Here is a 20178-nt window from a genome sequence, read left to right as displayed (position 1 = left end):
AGGAACTATGACGACGATCGCAACCCCGCTGGCGACGGCCGCCCGAAGCCTGGCGGTCCTGGCCCTCTGCCTGGTTCTGGCGAGCTGCGCCTCGACCGACCGCCAGGCGCGCGACTATGTCGATCCGACGGCGGATTTCGCCGCGATGAAGGTGGCCGTGCTGCCGTTCGAGAACCTGACCAACTACCCCAATGCCGGCCGGATCGCGACCGAGCTGCTGGCCACCGAGCTGTACCAGCGCGGCGTGTTCCAGCTGCAGGAGGATACCGAGACCCGCCGAACGCTCGCCCAGCTCAAGATCGACCCGGAGAACCTGACCTCCGTCGCCGCCGCCCAGCAGGCGGCCGGCCTGCTCGAGGTCGACGCCATCATCGTCGGCAGCGTGTCCGAGTTCGGCTATCAGCAGGGCCTGCGCGAGGAGCCGGTGGTCGGGTTGAACGCCCGGCTGATCGAGGCCGGCACCGGCAACGTGCTGTGGGCGTCGAGCCACTCGGTGATGGGCGGCGGCTACCTGGAGCGCGGCTCGCTCAACGCCACGGCCCAGCGGGTGGTCAGCTCGATGGTCGCGCCGCTGGTCGACCGCTGACCGGCCGGTAACGCCCCGCCTCCCCCGGACGCCCGATGACCGACCATCCCACCGCCGAGCCGCCGGCCGCGCCGCCCGCCCCGCGGACGGTCCTGGGCGTGCGTGCCGTCGCCTGGCTGGAGATCCTCCTGTTCTTCGCCGCGGCGCTGGCCATCGACTTCTTCCTGCTGGAAGGCGACCGGTTCTGGGACGTGCGCCCGCACCCGTTCTGGCTGATCGTCATCCTGCTGGCGGTGCAGTACGGCGCCAATGCAAGCCTTGTGGCCGCGCTGGCCGCGACCCTGGCGCTCACCGTGGGAAACCTGCCGCCGCAGGAGCTGGGGGCGGACGTGTTCGAGTACTGGGCGGGCATCGGCCTGCGCCCCGCGCTCTGGGTCGGCGTTGGCCAGATCCTGGGACAGATGCGCGACCGGGAACTGGCGGAACGCGTGCAACTGCGGTCGCGGATCTCGATGCTGGAGCACCAGAACCAGCTGATCGCCCAGGGCTTCGAGGAACTGAAACGCACGAAGTCGGCGCTGGAGGCCCGGATCGCCCGGCAGTTCCGCACGGTGATCACCACCTACCGGGCCGCCCAGTCCATGGACGTGACCGACGAGGCGCGGCTGTCCCGGGGGCTCGACCAGCTCATCCAGTCGGTCCTGTCGCCGCAGAAATACTCCCTGTGGACGCTCGGCCCCGACGGCTTCGAGCTGGAGCGCAGCGTCGGCTGGCAGGAAGCCGATACCTTCGAGCGCCGGCTCGAGCTGTCCCATCCCATGGTGCAGCACCTGCTGGCCCGCGAGGCCGCCCTGTGCGCCGCCCGCCCGAGCGACGAGCGCAAACTGATGGGTCAGGGCCTGCTGGCCGGGGCGATGACCGACCTGGACAGCGGTGAGATCGTCGGCATGCTGAAGATCGAGGAGACCGCCTTCCTCGACTTCAACCTCTACACCCTGGAGAACTTCAACGTGATCTGCTCCTGGATCGCGGCGGCGCGGATCCGCGCGCGGCGGTGGCGGACCCTTCAGGCCGACCGGGTGACCGGTGCCAACGACCTGCTGATGACGGCGGAGGTCTCCGAGCGGATCTACGCGCTGCTGGGCCAGCTCGGTCGGCGCAAGGGTTTCTCCTCCAGCCAGCTCGTCGTGTGCGCCCATGACCCCGACGCACTGGCGCCCGAACAGCATTCGATCCTGGCCCTGGCGCTGGGCGAGGCGGCGCGCACCACCTTCCGGGCCACCGACCTGGCCTTCGAGCGCGCAACCGAGGATGCCGAATACGCCATCCTGCTGCCCGGTACCCCGCTCCACGATGCCGAGCTTCTGGCGGGCAAGCTGCGCGACGCCATCGGCCTGCACCTGCCGGCCAGCATCCCGCTCGCCACGGTGCTGATCGAGGCGCGGCCGATCGAGGACGCGGCCCCCGCCCCGGCCGAAGGGGGGGCGGCATGAGCACCGCCACGCCGCTGGAGTTCCCCACCGAGCGTCCGGTGCGCGCCAGGGAGGTCGTCCCGGAGATCGCCGTCGCACAGGCGGTGGAAGCTGCCCTGCTATGGACGGTGCTGGACGGACGGCTCGACTGGCCGACCGCCCTGACCGGCCATGGGGCATTCGGCGTACTTCTCGGTGCCTATGCGCTGTGGCAGGCGCGGCGCGGCCGCGACACCCGACTGCTGTCCTGGCTGACCTGGATGACCCTGACCCTGGGTCCGGCCGGACCCCTGGCGACCGGCCTGCTGGCGGCCATGACCGCCGCGTTCACCCGCACCGCACGGCCGTTCGACGAATGGTACGACAGCCTGTTCCCCGACGACCATGAGACCCGCAGCGAGCTGCTGTACCGCCGCCTGCTGGAGGGTCGAGAGGACGCCGTGGCCGAGGGGTCGGTCAACTCGCTGACCGACGTGCTGTTCACCGGCACGACCCGGGCGAAGCAGGCGGTGGTGGCCCTGCTGGCCCGACGGTTCCGCAGCGAGTTCGCCCCGGCCCTGCAGATGGCTCTGTCTGACCCGGAAGCCTCCATCCGCGTGCAGGCGGCGACGGCGGCGAGCACCATCGAGGAGCGCTACCACGCCGGCCGCCTGGAGCTGGAGGACGCCGTCCGCGCCGCTCCGGAGGAGGCCGACGCCCTGCTCGCCCTGGCCCGTCACCTGGACGATTACGCCTATGCCGGCGTGCTGGACGACGACCGGCAGCGGGTGGTGATGGCCGATGCACTCGACGCCTACCGCGCCGCCAACCGGCGGCTCGGCGCGCGGGAGGACATCGATCTGGCGATCGGCCGCCTGATGCTGCGCCTGGACATGATCGAGGAGGCGGAGCTGCACCTGTCGGGACTGTCCCTGCGCTACGAGGATCCGCGCCCGATGCTGTGGCACGCGGAGTGCCTGTTCCGCCTGCGCCGCTTCGCCGAGCTGCGGCAGGTACTCGACGACCCGAAGCTGGCCCAACTCGGCCTGCGCGAGGAGTACACGGGCATCAATCCGGTGATCAATCTCTGGCAGGTCTCCGCCCTGACCGGCCTGCAGCCCCTGGAGCCGACCCCGTGAGCCCCGGCGCGACGGTGCCGGAGGCCGATGTCTGCCTGATCCTCGAGGGCTCCTACCCCTATGTGGCGGGCGGGGTGTCGACCTGGACCCATGACCTGATCAAGGCCCAGGCCCCGATGACCTTCTCGGTCGTCGCCCTCACCGCCGACGAGAAGCCGCGGGAGCCACGCTACGAGCTGCCGGAGAACGTTCTCGGGGTCGTCGACCTGCCGCTGCGATCCCGCGCCGGCGGACCGCAGAGGCGGCTTGGCGCGACCCGGATGATGCGCGAGCTGACCGGGGCCCTGATCGCCATGCGCGGAGACACCGCCCCGCACGGGTTCCGGCGGGCGGTGGAGCTCGTCGCCCGAGCCCGGGGCTCGGTCGGCACCCAACTGCTGATGAACTCGCCGGCGGCCTGGGAGATGATCACGGCGATGTACCGCGAGGACGCGCCGGAGAGCTCGTTCCTGGAGTATTTCTGGACCTGGCGGGCGCTGTTCGGCGGCCTGTTCGCCACCCTGCTCTGCGAGTTGCCGAAGGCGCGGGCCTACCACACGATCTCCACCGGCTATGCCGGGCTGGTCGCGGCCCGGGCGGCGCTGGAGACCGGCCGGCCGGCGGTGCTGACCGAGCACGGGATCTACACCAACGAGCGCCGCATCGAGATCACCATGGCCGAATGGCTCTACGACGCGGCGGAGAGCTGGTACCAGATCGAGACTCCGCGCTGGGACCTGCGCCAGCTCTGGATGGCGGCGTTCCAGGCCTATGCCCGGGTCTGCTACGAGTGCTGCACCGAGATCACCACCCTGTATGGCGGCAACCAGATCCTGCAGCGCGCCGACGGGGCGCCGCCCGAACGCATGCGGATCATCCCCAACGGCATCGACTACGATCTTTACAGCGCTCTGGCGCGCGACACCGGTGATCGGCGGCCGACCGTCGCCCTGATCGGCCGCGTCGTGCCGATCAAGGACATCAAGACCTATATCCGCGCCGCCGACGTGCTGCGCAGATCCGTGCCCGACGTGCTGTGCTGGGTCATGGGGCCGGCCGACGAGGACGCGGAATACGCCGCCGAATGCTTCGAGCTGGTGCGCTACCTGGGGCTCGAGGAGACGGTCGTGTTCCTCGGCCGGGTCAAGATCGCCGACTATCTCGGCAAGATCGATGTGCTCGCCCTGACCTCGATCTCCGAGGCCCAGCCGCTGGTGATTCTGGAGGCCGGGGCCGCCGGCGTGCCGACCGTGGCGACCGATGTGGGCGCCTGCCGGGAAATGCTGGAGGGACACCCGGACGAGCGCCCGGCGCTGGGGGCCGGGGGCGAGGTGGTGCCGCTGTCCTCGCCCAACGCCGCCGCCGCCGCCATGGCCCGGCTGCTGATCGACCCGGACTGGTGGCAGCGCTGCAGCGACGCGATCCGCACCCGCACCGAGCGCTACTACAACAAGCGCGAGATCGACCGAATCTACGGCGACATGTACCGCGACATGATCGGCCGCCCCGACGGCTTCCGGGTGGACGGCTTCCGGGTGAACGGCGGCGCGGCGCCGTCGGGCGGCCTGGCGCCGGTCGCCGCGACGGGACGGCGCTGATGGCGGGGATCGGCTTCACCCTGCGCCGGCTGACCCAGCGCGACGACCTGATCGGCGCGGTGATCGGCTACGGCCATTCGGTGTTCATCTCGGCCGGACCCTGGCTGTTGACCGTGCTGGCACTGGTCGCGATCACCGTGATCCTGGGAGACGCCATGCCGCGGGAGAGCCTGGAGCTGTTCCGCTCGATCATCGTCTATAATTTCTCGGTCAGCCTGGTGATCACCGGGCCGGTGATCCTGGTCGCCACCCGCTATCTGGCCGATCGGGTCTTCGAGAAGCGGGTCGACACCGCCCCGGCCCTGATGGTGACGGCGATGGTGCTGGGCACCGCGCCGGGACTGGCATTGGCGGTGTGGTTCTACTTCTTCGTCTGCACCATCCCGATCCCGCTGGCCCTGCTTGCGCTGGCGAACTACGCGGTGATCTCGGCGATATGGGTGGCCGGGCTGTTCCTGTCGGCGCTCAAGGCCTATGTGCGGGTGACCGTGTCCTTCGGCCTCGGCATGACCGGGTCGGTGGCGCTGACCTATTTCGTCGGCGCCGGGTTCGGAGCGACCGGCGCCCTGGCGGCGTTCAGCGGCGGGCTGGCGCTGACCATGCTGGTGCTGATGGCGACGGTGCTGGCCGAGTACCGCTATCCCATGACCCGGCCGGGCAGCCTGCTGCGGTATTTCCGCGACTACTGGGAACTGGCGCTCGGCGGGCTGGTCTACAACCTGGCGATCTGGATCGACAAATGGGTGATCTGGGCGACCGTGCCCGACACCTCGGTGGTCGGCGGCGCGCTGGTCACCATGCCGCTCTATGACGGGGCGATGTTCCTCGCCTACCTGACCATCGTGCCGGCCCTGGCGATCTTCACCGTGGCGGTGGAGACCCGGTTCTTCGAGGACTACCAGCGCTTCTACCGGCAGATCGGCGACCACGCGACCCTGGAGGCGATCCAAGAGAACCAGCGGAGCGTGGAACGCTCGGCGACCGACGGGCTGCGCTCGGTGATGGTCATCCAGATCGTGATCTCGGTGCTGGTGATCTTCTTCGCGCCGGCGATCCTGGAGGCGGCCGACGGGGCGTCGCGGCAGATCGCCATGTTCCGCTTCGGCGTGTTGGGGGCGCTGTTCCACGTGATGATGCTGTTCTGCGGCATCCTGCTCATGTATTTCGACGCCCGGCGACCGTCGCTGATCCTCAACCTGGTGTTCCTGCTGGCCAATGGCGGCTTCACCTGGGCGACCGCGCAGCTCGGCTTCCCGTATCTCGGCTACGGCTATTTCGCGGCGACGCTGCTGTGCTTCGCGCTGGGAGTGGTGCTGGTGTTCAACGTCTTGCGCCAGCTGCCCTACTTCACCTTCGTGCGCAACAACCCCTCCGTCACCGGGGCATAGGAGAGCACCGCCATGCGCCGGGGCAGCCCGATCTTCGAGTCCGTCGTCCGGGATCCGGACCTGGCTTCCCTGCGCATCCTGCGCCACGGGTTGCGCGACGCGCTGGGGCGGTCGGACATCCCGCGCCGCCTCGCCCAGGACCTGCAGCTCGCCCTGCAGGAATACGCCACCAACCTGATCGTCCACGGTGCCCCGGCCCCGGCTGAGATCACCGTCCACCTGCACAATGACGGCGCCGTCTGGGAGCTGGAGATCTTCGACGACGGCGGTGCCTTCCAGAACTTCGACGCCTATCTGGCGCTCGCCACCTTCGCCGACCGGCGCCAGGGCCCGCGCAGCCACGGCATGGGGATGAAGTTCATCGGCACCCGCTTCGCCGATTACGAATACGACGCGGGCAACGGTCTTACCCGCCCCAACCGCCTGTCCCTCCATTTCCCGCCGCGGGCAGAGTTCATCATCCGACCTGTCATCGTCGTCATCGAGGACGAGCCGCTGACCCGCCAACTCATCAAGTCGATCCTGCGCCGCGACTTCCGGGTGTTCGACTTCGAGCTGCCCGGACAGGCCCTGCGGCTGATCCGCAGCTATCCGCCGGACCTGATCCTGTCGGATATCGGCCTGCCGGAGATGGACGGCATTGCCCTGCGCAAGGAGCTGGCCCGGGATATCGACACCGACATCGTGCCCTTCGTCTTCCTGTCCGCCCACGGCGACGAGCGCACCATGTCCGAGGCCGGCGACCTGGGCATCGACGATTTCGTGCCGAAGCCGATCGACCCGCCCATCCTGCTGCGCATCGCCCGGCGCCTGATCACCCGGTCGCGCAAGGTCCGCGAGGCACTGATCGCCAAATCCGCCAAGGATCTGACCGAGGGGCTGCAGCCGAACCTGCCGGCGCGCTTCGAGGGATTCGATATCGGCTTCGCCTCCGAGCCGGCGAGCCTGGGCGGCGGCGACCTGATCCAGTCCGGCCAGATCGGCGACCGGCTGATCGTGCTGCTGGCCGACGTCATGGGCCACGGCCTGGCCGCCCGGTTCTACGCCCATGGGGTGGCCGCCTATTTCCGCGCGATCATCCTCGGTGCGGAGCCGGGCACCGAGATCGACGATCTAATGACCCAGCTTTCCGACAGCCTGTTCGCCGACCCGACCTTCGAACGTACAATCGTGTCGATCCAGTTGGTGGCCCTCGATCGGGAGGGTGGCGTGGAGATCTGCTCGGCCGGACACCCGTTCCCGGTGGTGATCGTCGGCGGAACGGCGCGCTGGGCGGAGATCAGCGGACCGCTGCCCGCCCTGGAGCAGAACCTGCCCTTCCCCACCATGCGGCTGGAGCCGGAGCCCGGGAGCCGCCTGCTGCTCTATACCGACGGCCTGTCGGAGGTGGAATCGGTGCGCCGCAACCCGGCGGCGGCCGGGGATCGTCTGTTCGACATGCTGCGGCGGCATGCCGGCGACCCGGTCGTCGATATGCCGTCACGGGTGCTGGAGGATCATCTCGCCTCGACCCGCACGCTCGCCGACGATACCAGCCTGATCGCGATCGGCCGGCGCCGCCCCGGGTAGCGCCGCCCCGGGTAGCGCCGCAGGGTCAGGCCACGCCGACGGCGATCCGGGCCTCGCCGGGGGAGTCGGAAAACGCCATGAAACGGTCGAGCTGGGTCGCCTTCAGCAGCTCCAGCGGCTGGTCGCTGGCGCCGCAGATCGCCACCTTGGACCGCTTGGCGCTCAGCGCCCGGAAGGCATGGACGATCAGCCCGATGCCGGAGCTGTCGATGAACTCGACGGCGCTCAGATCGAACACCAGGGGCTTGCCTTCGCCGATCAGGGCTTCGACCTCGCCGCGCGCCATCTGCACTTCGGCCGAGTCCAGGTCCCCCTCGAAGGCGATCACCGAATGGCTGCCCGCCTTGTCAATGGTAAAGCCCATTCCAACCCCCGTCTGTGCCCGTATCGCTCGCATATCGAGCCGCCTTTCAATGGTTCCTCAAGAGTCCAGGTCCAGGGCATAATCCGCGCGCAGCAGACGCCGCAAACCCTCTTCAAGGCTCACCTCCGCCCGTGTCCGCATGCGGAGGATCGCCAGATCCGGATTGCCGATCGACACGCGAATGTCGCCGGCGCGGGCCGGCCCGAAGGCGATCTCGCCCGGGCTGCCCGTCATGGATTTCAGCGTCTCGGCCAGGCCGAGCACGCTGGTCGGCTGGCCGGTGCAGACATTTGCCACCGGCGCCGCGATGTCAGCGGCCTGGAGTGCCGCCAGGATGTGCGCGACCACGTCACCGACATAGACGAAGTCGCGGATCTGGCCACCATCGCCATGGATGCTCACACCCTCCCCCCGCGCAAGGCGCGAGGCGAAAATGGAAATCACCCCGGAGTAGGGCGAGGAGGGATCCTGGCGCGGACCGAAGACGTTGAAGAACCGCAGCCCGAAGCTCGGCACCCCGTGAATGCGTCCCGCGACCCCTGCATGAAGCTCCGAGCCGTATTTGTCGACCCCGTACGCGGTCAGCGGCGCCGGAACCTCCCGCTCGCTGAGCGGGGTGTTCGTGTTATCGCCGTAGATCGCCGCCGACGAGGCATAGACCACGGAAATGCGGCCGGCATCCCGCGCCGCCTCCAGCACCGTCACCGTGCCGCCGACATTGACCGCATGGCTCGCGGCCCAGGTCTCGTTGCATTTCTGCACCGAGGCGATCGCCGCCAGATGCACCACCGCCCCGCAGCCGTTGATCGCCCGCGCCACCGCGTCGCGATCCTCGATCGAGCCTTCGAACAGCTCGACCCGGTCGGGCAGGTTCGCGCGCCGGCCGGTGGACAGATCGTCCAGGACCACGGGCACATCGCCCCTGGCCAGCAGGGCGTCGACCACATGGCTGCCGATGAACCCACACCCGCCTGTCACCAGGATTCTCACGTCTCACTCCAACCGATGGGGCAGGTTGATACTTATGCGAACTTCACACTGATCGGCACCGTGTGCGACCGCAGAAAACAACAAAACGACTTAATATTCGTTAAATTTCACAAGATTTTTTGGGACATGCAGCCATGGCGGATTGTCCCCGGAGTTCTGTTCGCGCAAGGGCCGTAGGGCCTGCCCGAACGTCGGCGACGCGCATGGCGACGTTCGGCGGTCCGAACGACCCGGCATAAGAAAACCCCTCCCCGGCAGACCGGAGAGGGGTCGGTGGCGATGCCCTGAGGCGCCGCAGCGTTACTGCACCTGTGTTACAGCACCTGTGTCACTGCGGCAGGCTGTCGTCGATGCCCTGCACGTACCAGTTCATGCCCAGCAGGGTGCCGTCGTCCAGAACCTTGCCCTCTTCGACCGCCAGGGTGCCGTCCTGCTTGTAGATCGGGCCGGTGAACGGGTGGAATTCGCCCGAGGTGATCTTGGCCTCGGTTTCCTCGGCCATCGCCTTCACGTCGTCCGGCATGTTGGTGTAGTCGGCCATGACGACCATCTCGGCGCCCATGCCGCCCCAGACGTCACCGGACGTCCAGGTGCCGTCGAGGACCGCCTTGGTGCGCTCGATGTAATAAGCAGACCAGTCGTCGATGATCGCGGTGAGCTGGGCCTTCGGCGCGAACTTGATCATGTCGGAGGCCTGGCCGAAGCCGGTCACGCCCTGCTCCTCGGCGATCTGCAGCGGGGCCGTCGAATCGGTGTGCTGGGTGATGATGTCCGCACCCTGGCCGATCAGCACCTTGGCGGCATCGGCTTCCTTGCCGGGATCGAACCAGGAGTTCACCCACACGACCATCAGTTTGAAGTCCGGGTTGATCGACTGGGCGCCCAGCAGGAAGGCGTTGATGCCGCGCACCACCTCGGGAATCGGGAACGAGGCGACATAGCCGGCGACGCCGCTCTTCGACATCCTGGCGGCGATCTGGCCGATCACGTAGCGGCCCTCGTAGAACCGGGCCGAATAGGTGGCGACGTTGTCCGCCTGCTTGTAGCCGGTGGCGTGCTCGAACTTGATCTCCGGGAACTTCTTGGCGACCGCCAGGGTCTGCTCCATGAAGCCGAAGGAGGTGGTGAAGATCAGACCGGCACCCTGGCGCGCCAGGCGGGTGATCGCCCGCTCGGCGTCCGGTCCCTCGGCCACCTTCTCCACGTACACGGTCTCGACCTTGTCGCCGAACTCCTTCTCGATGGCGAGGCGGCCCTGGTCATGCTGGTAGGACCAGCCGTGGTCGCCGATCGGGCCGACATAGATGAAGCCGACCTTCAGCGGGTCGGCGGCACTCGCCGGCGTGGCGGCGAAGGCGCCGGCGGCGAGCATCGCGGCGGTGACCGCGAGCTTGAATAACGTCCTCATTGTCCCCGTCTCCTGTCCTGTTTCTCGGGATTGCGTCCTCACCGGTCCGGCACGAAGGTCTGGCCGATGCAGGCCGGTGTGTTGATCTTGGTCAGCGTCCTGTTCCGCGAGATCAGGACCAGCACCAGAATGGTTATCAGATAGGGGAAGGACGACAAGACCTGGGACGGGATACCGATCCCCAGGGCCTGGGCGTACAGCCCCATGATCCAGACCGCCCCGAAGAGATAGGCGCCGATCAGCACCCGTCGAGCGATCCAGGTGGCGAAGACCACCAGCGCCAGCGCGATCCAGCCGCGCCCGGAGGTCATGTTCTCCACCCATTGCGGGGTATAGGCGAGCGAGAGATAGGCGCCCGCCAGCCCGGCGCAGGCGCCGCCGAACAGAATACAGCCGTAGCGCACTGCGATCACGTTGTAGCCCAGCGCATGGGCCGAATGATGGTTGTCGCCCACCGCCCGGATGACCAGCCCCGTGCGGGTGCGGCTCATCGTGTAGGACACCGCGAAGACCAGCGCGAAGGAGGTGTAGACCAGCACGTCCTGGCCGAACAGGATCGGCCCCAGGAACGGGATGTCGCTCAGCACCGGGATGTCCAGCGGCTGCAGCTTCACGCCTGGCAGGCCGGTGAAGCTCTCACCGATCACCCCGGACAGGCCGAGCCCGAGCAGGGTCAGCGCCAGTCCGGACGCTACCTGGTTGGTGGCGAGCGACTGGGTGAGAAACCCGAACAGCAGGGCCATGCCCATGCCGGCCAGCACGCCCGCCAGCACCCCGAGATAGGGCGACCCGGTGGTGTAGGCCGTGGCGAAGCCGCAGACCGCGCCGACCACCATCATCCCCTCGACCCCGAGATTAAGGACGCCGGAGCGCTCCACCACAAGCTCGCCGATGGCGGCGAGCAGCAGCGGCGTGGAGGCCGTGATGATCGTCAGGATGACCGCTTCCAGACCTGTCATCGCCCCGCCCTCACGCCGTATGCGGGCGCAGCAGGCGGATCCGGTAGAGGATCAGCGTGTCGCAGGCCAGGATGAAGAACAGCAGGATGCCCTGGAACACCTGGGCGGTCTTGTCGGAGATGCCGAGATCGATCTGCGCCGCCTCGCCGCCGAGATAGCTGATGCCGAGCATCACGCCGGCGACCAGCACCCCCACCGGATTCAGGCGGCCGAGAAAGGCGACGATGATCGCGGTGAAGCCGTAGCCGGGAGAGATCGCCGGCTGCAGATGGCCGCTCGGCCCCGCCACCTCGCAGATCCCGGCCAGCCCCGCCAGCCCGCCGGACAGCAGCAGGCAGAACCAGACCATGCGCTTGGAGGAGAAGCCGGCAAAGGTGCCGGCGCGCGGCGCCGTGCCGACCACCCGGACCTCGAACCCCTTCAGGGTGCGGGACATGACGACATAGAGCACCGCGACCGCCACCAGCGCCAGACCGGCGCCCAGATGGATGCGCCCGTCGCCCAGGGTCGGCAGCAGCTGCCAGCCCTCGAACTGGACGGATTTCGGGAAGTTGAAGCCGGCGGGGTCGCGCCACGGACCGCGGATGAACCAGTCGGCGATGAGCTGCGCGACGTAGACCAGCATCAGGCTGGTCAGGATCTCGTTGGTGCCGAAGCGGGTGCGCAGAAAGGCCGGGATCGCCGCGTAGAGCGCCCCACCCAGCGCGCCTAGCGCCAGCATGAGTACCATAACCGGGAAGCTCTGGAACTCGTGCCACAGGATCGGCAGGGCCGAGCCGAACAGCGCGCCCATGGTGAGCTGGCCCTCGGCCCCGATGTTCCAGACATTGGCCCGGAAGCACACCGCCAGCCCGACGCCGATCAGCACCAGCGGGGCGGCCTTGACCACCAGCTCCTCCAGCGACCACCACCACAGCACCGGCTCCAGGAAATAGACGTAGAGCGCGCGGGCCGGATCGAGGCCCATCAGCGAGAAGATCACCGCGCCGGTCACCAGGGTCAGCCCCACGGCGAGCAGCGGCGACAGCCAGGTCATCAGCTTCGAGCGCTCGGCCCGTCTCTCCAGCACCAACCTCATGACGCCGCCTTATCATGGGAGGCGGTCTCATGCGCGCCGGCCATCAGCAGACCGATCGCCTCGCGGTCCAGGGTGGCGGTCGGCTTCGCCTCGGACAGCTCGCCGCGGGAAATCACCGCGATGCGGTCGGCGATGGCGAAGATCTCGTCCAGGTCCTGGCTGATCACCAGCACCGCCGACCCGCCCTCGGCCAGATCGATCAGCGCCTGGCGGATCACGGCGGCGGCCCCCGCGTCCACGCCCCAGGTCGGCTGGTTGACCACCAGCAGCCGCGGCTTGCGGTCCAGCTCGCGGCCGATCACGAATTTCTGCAGGTTGCCGCCGGACAGCGACCGCGCCTCCGGGTCGTTGCTGGAGGTGCGCACGTCGAACGCTCCGGCCACCCGGCCCGCCACGTCGCCGGCCAGCCCGAGATTGACCAGCCCGCGCCGCACCATCCCGTCATCCACGGCGAAGCGGGTCAGGATCACGTTCTGCGACAGCGGAAAGTCGGGCACCGCGCCGTGACCGAGCCGCTCTTCCGGCACAAAGGCCGCCCCCAGCGCCCGGCGCGCCTTGATCCCGCGCCCGGCACAGACCTGGCCGGCGAGAGTGATGCTGCCGGTTAGGCCATCCACCCGCTCGCCGCTGACCGCGTCGAACAGCTCCGACTGGCCGTTGCCGGCGACCCCGGCGATGGCGACGATCTCGCCGGCGCCGATCCGCAACGACACGTCGCGCAAGGCCGTGCCGAACGGCCCGTCCGCCGGCAGCGAGACATGGTCAAGGGTCAGGATCGGCTCTCCGGCCACCGCGCCGGCCCGGGTCGAGACGACGGCCACGTCGACGCCGACCATGTGGCGGGCGAGCGAGGCGGCGGTCTCCCGGCGCGGATCGACGGTGGCGACCACCTTGCCCCGGCGCAGGATCGTCGCCTCGTGGCACAGGGTCTTCACCTCCTCCAGCCGGTGGGAGATGTAGAGGATGGCGCAACCTTCCGACGCCAGCCGGCGCAGGGTGACGAAGAGCTGGTCCGCCTCCTGGGGGGTGAGCACCGCGGTCGGCTCGTCCATGATCAGCAGCGCCGGTTCCTGCAGCAGGCAGCGCACGATCTCGATGCGCTGGCGCTGACCGACGGACAGGTCGGCCACCAGCGCGCCGGGCTCCAGCGGCAGGCCGTATTCCCGCGATACCGCGGCGATCCGCGCCGAAAGCTCCTGCATGCCGGCCTTGCCCGGCAAGGCCAGCGCGATGTTCTCGGTGACGCTCAGCGCCTCGAACAGGGAGAAATGCTGGAACACCATGCCGATGCCCAGAGAGCGGGCGGCGGCCGGATTGGCGATGCGCACGGGCTTGCCGCGCCAGTGCAGTTCGCCCTCGGTCGGCTGCAGGGCGCCGTACATCATCTTGACCAGGGTCGACTTGCCCGCACCGTTCTCGCCCAGCAACGCGTGGATCTCGCCGGGTCTAAGCCGCAGAGTCACGTCGTCATTGGCGGCGAAGTCGCCGAATTTCTTGGTGATATGGACGGCCTCCAAAAGGAAGTCGCTCATTCGGCCCTTGCCCCCGCCGGGATGGTCGCGTGTCGATCCTCTTGGGTAGAGGCTGGCGACGCCGGAGTCGAGCGTCTTGTTGCAGCGCACGCTGAACCTTTGGGGTGCATGGCCCGGAGGACGTGTCCTAGACTGCGGCGGACCGAGCCCGCGCGAGACGGGACCACGATTTACAGGAGGGGAGGAGCATGGCCGCCGGCAGGGACAGGCTTGCAGGGAAGACCGCGCTGATCACCGGCGGCGCCTCCGGAATCGGCCGCGCCATCGCCGAGATCTTCGTCGAGCAGGGCGCGACCGTCGTCATCGCCGATATCGATGCCGAGCGCGGCACCGCGGTCGCCTCCCAGATCGGCGCGACCTTCGCCCTTCTCGACGTGCGCGACGAGGACGGCTGGCAGCGGGTGACCACCGAGACCCTCGACCGCCACGGCCGCCTGGACGTGCTGGTGAACAATGCCGGCACCGGCGGCTCCGGCGGATCGATCGAGGACGCCTCGGTCGACGACTGGGACCGGGTGATGGACATCAACGCCAAGGGCGTGTTCCTGGGCTGCAAATACGGCGTGGCGACGATGAAGGCGAACGAGGCCCCGTCCGGCGGCTCCATCGTCAACATGTCGAGCATCGCCGGTCTGGTCGGCGCGCCCGCGATTCCGGTCTATTCCGCATCGAAGGGGGCCGTGCGGCTGCTGACCAAGTCGGTCGCCCTGCACTGCGCCAAGAAGGGCTACGGCATCCGCTGCAACTCGGTGCACCCGTCCTATACCGACACGCCGATGGTCGACCGCATGGTCGACGGCCACCACAACCCCGAGCGCCTGCGCCAGGCCATCGTCGCCGCCGCGCCGCTCGGCCGCATTGGCGCGCCCGCCGACGTGGCCGGAGCCGTCCTGTATCTGGCGAGCGACGACAGCGCCTTCGTCACCGGCACCGAGCTGACGGTCGATGGCGGCATCTGCGCGATGTAAGCCCGGCCGAATTCTTCTGGAGGAGAAACGCATATGTTCGATCTGACCGGCAAGGTGGCGCTGATCACCGGCTCGTCGCGCGGCATCGGCAAGTCAATCGCCGAATGCATGGTGAAACAGGGGGCCAAGGTGGTGATCTCCTCGCGCAAGGCCGAGGCCTGCACGGTGGTCGCCGACGAGATCAAGGCTTCCGGCGGCGAGGCCGTGGCGATTCCCTGCAACATCGGCCGCAAGGAGGAACTTCAGGCGCTGGTCGACGGCACCCGAAAGGCCTTCGGCAAGATCGACATCCTGGTCTGCAACGCCGCCACCAACCCGGTCTTCGGCCCGATGACCGACGTGTCCGACGACGCCTACGACAAGATCATGGACACCAACGTGAAGGGCGCCTTCTGGCTCTGCAACATGGTGCTGCCCGAGATGGCGGAGCGCGGCGACGGGGCGGTGATCCTGATCTCCTCCATCGCGTCAATGTACGGTAACCGCAAGCTCGGCATCTACGGCATCTCCAAGGCGGCCGAGCAGCAGCTCGTGCGCAATCTGGCGGTCGAATGGGGACCGAAGAACATCCGGGTCAACGCCATCGCCCCGGGCCTGATCCGCACCGACTTCGCCCGCGCCCTGTGGGAGGACGACAAGCGGCGCACCATCATGGAGACCGTCACCCCGCTGCAGCGCATCGGCGAGCCGGAGGATATCGGCTGGCTGGCGACCTACCTCGCCTCCGACGGCGCGCGCTTCGTCACCGGCCAGACCATCGTGGCCGATGGCGGTCGGACCATCGGCGACCCGTCCTGAGGGGATCGGCATGGCGCATCTCGGCCCGGTCACCGACGCCCACCGCTTCGACGAGGCGGGACTGGCCCGCTATCTGGCCGACCAGGGGCTGGATGGTGTTGCGTCCGGCCTGACCGTCCGGCAGTTCCAGGGCGGCCAGTCCAACCCGACCTTCCGGCTCGACACCGCCGACGGCAACGCGTCCTACGTCCTGCGCAAGAAGCCGCCGGGCGACCTCCTGCCGTCGGCCCATATGGTCGAGCGCGAGTACCGGGTGATGGCGGCGCTGGCGCAGACCGACGTGCCGGTGCCGATGATGCGGCATCTCTGCGAGGACGCGTCGATCATCGGCACGGCGTTCTACGTGATGGACTATCTCGACGGCCGCATTCCCGACGAGCCGTCGCTCGACGAGGGCTACAGCCCGGAGGAACGCACCGCGATCTGGGACAGCGCCAATGCCGCACTGGCCAAGCTCCACACGGTCGATCCCGAGACGGTGGGGCTGGGCGATTTCGGCCGACCGGCGAATTACTGCGGCCGGCAGATCGCCCGCTGGACCAAGCAGTTCGAAGCCTCGAAGACCGATCCGATGCCGGACATGGACCGGCTGACCGAATGGCTGAACGCCCATCCCGGGGTGCCGGACGCGGTGTCGATCGTGCATGGCGACTACCGCCTGCCCAACATGATGCTGCACCCGATCGAGCCGCGGGTGATCGCCATCCTGGACTGGGAACTGGCGACCCTGGGCCATCCGCTGGCCGATGTCGCCTATACCTGCATGCCCTACCACATGACCCATGCGGAGAAGGCGCTGAAGGGCATGGTCGGCCTCGACCTGGAGGCCATGGGCATCCCGAGCGAGGCGGAATACCTGGAAAAGTACCGGGTTCGGACCGGGCGAGAGGCGATGCCGGACATGCGGTACTTCCTGGCGCTGTCGTTCTTCCGTCTGGCCGCGATCTGCCAGGGCGTCTATTTCCGCGGACTCAAGGGCAATGCGAGCTCGGCGAATGCCCTGGAGGTCGGGGCCAAGGCACCGCGCCTGGCCGAGATCGGCTGGGCCATCGCCAGCCGGGAGGGGTGAGGACATGGCGCAGATCAAGATCCACGCGCGGCGCGGCTTCATCGACCGGCACCGCCAGACCCTGTCCGACGCGATCCACGGGGTGATGATGGAGGCGCTCGGCCTGCCGGAGGACAAGCGCTTCCACCGCTTCATTGCCCTGGACGACGTCGATTTCATCCACCCCGCCGACCGAGGCGACGGCTATACGGTGATCGAGATCCTGATGTTCGAGGGCCGCAGCGACGCCGCCAAACGGGCCTGCCTGCGCGGGCTCATGCGGGCGGTACCGGAGGCGGCCGGGATCCCGGCGGCGGCGGTGGAGATCACGATCATCGAGACCCCGATGGCCAACTGGGGCATCCGGGGAAAGATCGGTGACGAGCTGACGCTGAATTACAAGGTGGAGACGTAGGAGGCAGCCTGTTGTCCATTACGTTCCACACTCCCCGGACCTGTTCCGAGGCCTACCCTTCCGCCGTACGATGATCGGAAGGTTGCGAATCACGTTCCACCGTGGGCCCCGGAACAGGTCCGGGGAGTGAGTCAGGGGTGGGGAGCGAAACCGCCCCTCACCGGGTGCCACTGAACCGCTTCTTTCCTTCCTTCGCCGCCATCAGCCGGGCGTAAAGGTCGATATAGCGTTCCGCCGGGCCGTCCCAGCCGACCGGGTGGCGCATGGCGTTGCGCTGCATCTGACGCCACAGGGACCGTTCGGAGAACACCGCGAAGACCTTGGCGATCGCGTTGGCGAAGGCCTCGCGCGAGCCCGGGTCGAACTGGAAGCCGGTGGCCACGCCGGCGCTGACGGCGGCCGAGTTGGCGTCGATGACCGTGTCCGCCAGCCCCCCCGTCCGCGCCACCACCGGCAGGGCCCCGTAGCGCATCGCGTACATCTGGGTCAGCCCGCAGGGCTCGAAGCGCGACGGCACCAGGACCGCGTCGGACCCGGCGTAGATCCGGTGCGCCAGATCCTCGTCATAGCCGATGCGCACGCCGACCGAGCCCGCATGGTCGCGGGCGGCGGTGAGGAACGCCTGCTCCAGCCGCCGGTCGCCGCTGCCCAGCAGGACCAGGGACCCGTCGACCCGCAGCATGTCCGGCAGGATACCAAGCAACAGGTCGAGCCCCTTCTGGTCGGTCAGTCGGCTGACCACGCCGAACAGCGGGCCGGTACGACCGGCATCCAGGGAAAATGTCTGCAGCAGGGCCTTGCGCGCTGCCTTGCGACCGGAGAGGGATCGCGAGGTGAAGGACGGCACCGCCGGATCGGACATCGGGTCCCATAACTCGGTGTCGATCCCGTTGAGGATGCCGATCGCCCGTTCCTGGCGCGCGGCCAGCACCCCTTCCAGGCCCCAGCCGAATTCCGGGCTCTCCAGCTCGCGGGCATAGGTCGGGCTGACCGTGGTCACCAGGTCGGAGTGGATCAGACCGGCCTTCAGGAAATTGACCTTGCCGTAGAACTCGTAGCCCTGGGCGGTGAACCCCGTCTCCGGTAGCTTGAGGTCGCGGCGCAGCTCGGCTTCGCACACGCCCTGATAGGACATGTTGTGAATGGTCAGGATGCTGGCGACATCGCGCACCCCCCAGTCCTGCAGATAGAGCGGCGCCAGGCCGGTCTGCCAGTCATGGGCATGGACGATGTCGGGACGCCAGCCGTCCGCCAACCCGTCGCGGGCGATCCCTGCCGCCACCCAGGACAGGGCGGCGAAACGGAACGGGTTGTCGGGCCAGTCCTCGCCCTCGGGCGTGACGTAGAGGCCGTCGCGCTCGAAATACGCCGGCATGTCGAGGGCGAGCACGTCGAGGCCGCCGACCGGCGCGCGGCGGACCGTCGCCGGCTGACCGAACACGTCGGCCTCCCGCCAGACGGCTTCGCCCTCGGCGGACGGCGCCGTCACGCCGGGATAGCCGGGCAGCAAGACGCGCACGTCCACGCCCCTTGAGGTCAGCGCCTTGGGCAGGGCGCCGGCCACGTCGGCCAGCCCCCCGGTCTTCACCAGCGGCACGCATTCCGAGGCGACGAAAAGCACTCTCATCGGGCGGCAATCCACCGCTCGATCATCGGACGGGTGATCAGGCAGGTTCCGGCGTCGGTCCGGCGGAACCACCTGGCGTCCTCCTCCGGGTCCTCGCCGACGACCAGGCCCTCGGGGATCTCCACTCCGCGGTCGATCACCACCCGCTTCAACCGGGCGTGCCGGTTCACCACCACCTTCGGCAGGGCGACGACCTCGAAGAGCTCGGAGAAGGAGTGGGTGTGGCACTTGGTGAACAGCAGCGAGCGCTCGATGTTCGAGCCGGAGATGATGCAGCCACCCGACACCATGGAGCTGACCGCCCGGCCGCGGCGGTTCTCCTCGTTATGGATGAATTTCGCCGGCGGCACGACCTCGCCATAGGTCCAGATCGGCCAGTCCTCGTGGAACAGGTCGAGGCCGGGAACGAAATCCGTCAGGTCGATATTCGCCTCCCAGAACGCATCGACGGTACCCACGTCGCGCCAGTACGGGGCCGGCTCCAGCCCACTCATCACGCAACTGTCCGAGAAGAAATGGGCATAGGCGCCGCCGCCCTTCACCATGGCGGGGATGATGTCCTTGCCGAAATCGTGGCTGGAGGTCGCATCATCGGCGTCGTCCAGCAGCAGCTCGCGCAGAACCGACCAGTTGAAGACGTAGATGCCCATGCTCGCCAGCGCCTTGTCCGGATCGTCCGGCAGCGGCGGCGGGTCGGCCGGCTTTTCGACGAAGTCGACGATGCGGGAATTGTTGTCCACCGCCATGACGCCGAAGGACGACGCCTCCTGCCGCTTCAGCGTCAGGCAGCCGACCGTCACGTCCGCGCCGGTCTCCACGTGCTGCATGAGCATCCGCTCATAGTCCATCTTGTAGATGTGGTCGCCGGCCAGGATGACGATGTATTCGGGTTCGTAGCTGTCGATGACGTCGATGTTCTGCGCGACCGCGTCGGCGGTACCCAGATACCAGTTCTCGCCGCCCGACTGCTGCGAAGCCGGCAGGATGTCGAGGAACTCGTTGCGCTCGGCCCGGAAGAAGCTCCAGCCGCGCTGCAGATGGCGGATCAGGCTGTGGGCCCGATACTGGGTCGCCACAGCGATGCGGCGGATACCGGAATTCACCGCATTCGACAGCGCGAAGTCGATGATCCGGCTCTTGCCGCCGAAATAGACCGCCGGCTTGGCCCGCCGGTCGGTCAGTTCCATCAGGCGGCTGCCGCGGCCGCCGGCTAGGACGAAGGCCATCGACTGCTGCGCCAGCCTCGTCGGCCCCGGTGTGTGGACCATCATCCCCTCCCCTTGCGCGCCGAGACTGCCTGGAACGGCGTCGCGGATCTCGTTCTACAAGAGTGGGGCCGAA

Annotated in this window: 18 protein-coding genes; 10 read left to right on the top strand and 8 right to left on the bottom strand. The window is 68.3% G+C overall.

From position 1 onward, the window contains the following. Positions 1-7 precede the first annotated feature (7 nt). The 6 genes from BLS34_RS00245 to BLS34_RS00225 are packed head-to-tail and all read left to right on the top strand — an operon-like array spanning position 8 to position 7650. Entirely contained in the window at positions 8-586 is a 579-nt protein-coding gene (locus BLS34_RS00245) for a CsgG/HfaB family protein (protein WP_051243763.1), read from the top strand. Positions 587-621: 35 nt separating this feature from the next. Then, positions 622-2019 carry a hypothetical protein gene (locus BLS34_RS00240; RefSeq protein WP_028792993.1) on the top strand — a complete coding sequence of 466 codons (1398 nt, stop codon included), beginning with the start codon at positions 622-624 and terminating at the stop codon, positions 2017-2019. After that, positions 2016-3116, top strand: coding sequence for a tetratricopeptide repeat protein (locus BLS34_RS25765; protein WP_175474050.1), 1101 nt, complete (start codon positions 2016-2018; stop codon positions 3114-3116). Before BLS34_RS00240 ends, BLS34_RS25765 begins: the two co-directional genes overlap by 4 nt. Beyond that, positions 3113-4693: a GT4 family glycosyltransferase PelF gene (pelF, locus tag BLS34_RS00235; RefSeq protein ID WP_175474049.1), complete on the top strand. Its 1581-nt coding sequence runs from the start codon at positions 3113-3115 to the stop codon at positions 4691-4693. The genes BLS34_RS25765 and pelF overlap by 4 nt, the downstream gene beginning before the upstream one ends. After that, entirely contained in the window at positions 4693-6081 is a 1389-nt protein-coding gene (gene pelG, locus BLS34_RS00230) for an exopolysaccharide Pel transporter PelG (protein ID WP_093147316.1), read from the top strand. Before pelF ends, pelG begins: the two co-directional genes overlap by 1 nt. A gap of 12 nt (positions 6082-6093) precedes the next feature. Further along, on the top strand, positions 6094-7650 hold the full coding sequence (locus tag BLS34_RS00225) for a SpoIIE family protein phosphatase (protein WP_093147314.1): 1557 nt from the start codon (positions 6094-6096) through the stop codon (positions 7648-7650). 25 nt (positions 7651-7675) lie between these two features. Here the strand turns inward: BLS34_RS00225 and BLS34_RS00220 are convergent, their stop codons facing one another. The 6 genes from BLS34_RS00220 to BLS34_RS00195 form a co-directional block, all read right to left on the bottom strand. Further along, positions 7676-8014, bottom strand: coding sequence for an STAS domain-containing protein (locus BLS34_RS00220; protein ID WP_028792989.1), 339 nt, complete (start codon positions 8012-8014; stop codon positions 7676-7678). 57 nt (positions 8015-8071) lie between these two features. Further along, on the bottom strand, positions 8072-9004 hold the full coding sequence (locus tag BLS34_RS00215; protein ID WP_093147311.1) for an NAD-dependent epimerase/dehydratase family protein: 933 nt from the start codon (positions 9002-9004) through the stop codon (positions 8072-8074). A 328-nt stretch (positions 9005-9332) separates the two neighbouring features. After that, positions 9333-10412: a BMP family ABC transporter substrate-binding protein gene (locus tag BLS34_RS00210; protein WP_093147310.1), complete on the bottom strand. Its 1080-nt coding sequence runs from the start codon at positions 10410-10412 to the stop codon at positions 9333-9335. 38 nt (positions 10413-10450) lie between these two features. Then, complete coding sequence (locus tag BLS34_RS00205; RefSeq protein ID WP_093147307.1) at positions 10451-11371, bottom strand: ABC transporter permease; 921 nt, start codon at positions 11369-11371, stop codon at positions 10451-10453. A 10-nt stretch (positions 11372-11381) separates the two neighbouring features. Continuing rightward, entirely contained in the window at positions 11382-12449 is a 1068-nt protein-coding gene (locus tag BLS34_RS00200; RefSeq protein ID WP_028792985.1) for an ABC transporter permease, read from the bottom strand. After that, complete coding sequence (locus BLS34_RS00195; protein ID WP_093147305.1) at positions 12446-13981, bottom strand: ABC transporter ATP-binding protein; 1536 nt, start codon at positions 13979-13981, stop codon at positions 12446-12448. The genes BLS34_RS00200 and BLS34_RS00195 overlap by 4 nt, the downstream gene beginning before the upstream one ends. Before the next feature lie 188 nt (positions 13982-14169). On the opposite strand from BLS34_RS00195, the gene BLS34_RS00190 reads away from it, so the two are divergent. From BLS34_RS00190 to BLS34_RS00175, 4 genes are read left to right on the top strand one after another with little or no spacing between them, the layout of a single operon-like run. Continuing rightward, complete coding sequence (locus BLS34_RS00190; RefSeq protein ID WP_093147302.1) at positions 14170-14949, top strand: glucose 1-dehydrogenase; 780 nt, start codon at positions 14170-14172, stop codon at positions 14947-14949. Between the two features lie 33 nt (positions 14950-14982). Then, entirely contained in the window at positions 14983-15747 is a 765-nt protein-coding gene (locus tag BLS34_RS00185; protein WP_093147301.1) for an SDR family NAD(P)-dependent oxidoreductase, read from the top strand. 10 nt (positions 15748-15757) lie between these two features. Then, on the top strand, positions 15758-16816 hold the full coding sequence (locus BLS34_RS00180; protein ID WP_215906008.1) for a phosphotransferase: 1059 nt from the start codon (positions 15758-15760) through the stop codon (positions 16814-16816). A gap of 4 nt (positions 16817-16820) precedes the next feature. After that, positions 16821-17210, top strand: a complete 390-nt coding sequence (locus BLS34_RS00175) for a tautomerase family protein (protein ID WP_093147297.1) — start codon at positions 16821-16823, stop codon at positions 17208-17210. Between the two features lie 157 nt (positions 17211-17367). Here the strand turns inward: BLS34_RS00175 and glgA are convergent, their stop codons facing one another. Both glgA and glgC read right to left on the bottom strand, forming a co-directional pair. Further along, positions 17368-18837, bottom strand: a complete 1470-nt coding sequence (gene glgA / locus BLS34_RS00170) for a glycogen synthase GlgA (protein WP_093147295.1) — start codon at positions 18835-18837, stop codon at positions 17368-17370. After that, a complete protein-coding gene (gene glgC, locus BLS34_RS00165; protein WP_093148085.1) occupies positions 18834-20105 on the bottom strand; it encodes a glucose-1-phosphate adenylyltransferase in 1272 nt (423 codons plus the stop codon). The genes glgA and glgC overlap by 4 nt, the downstream gene beginning before the upstream one ends. Positions 20106-20178 lie beyond the last annotated feature (73 nt).

This window comes from Thalassobaculum litoreum DSM 18839 (assembly GCF_900102465.1).
GTDB lineage: Bacteria > Pseudomonadota > Alphaproteobacteria > Thalassobaculales > Thalassobaculaceae > Thalassobaculum > Thalassobaculum litoreum.
This window is presented reverse-complemented; position numbering and strand designations above follow the sequence as displayed.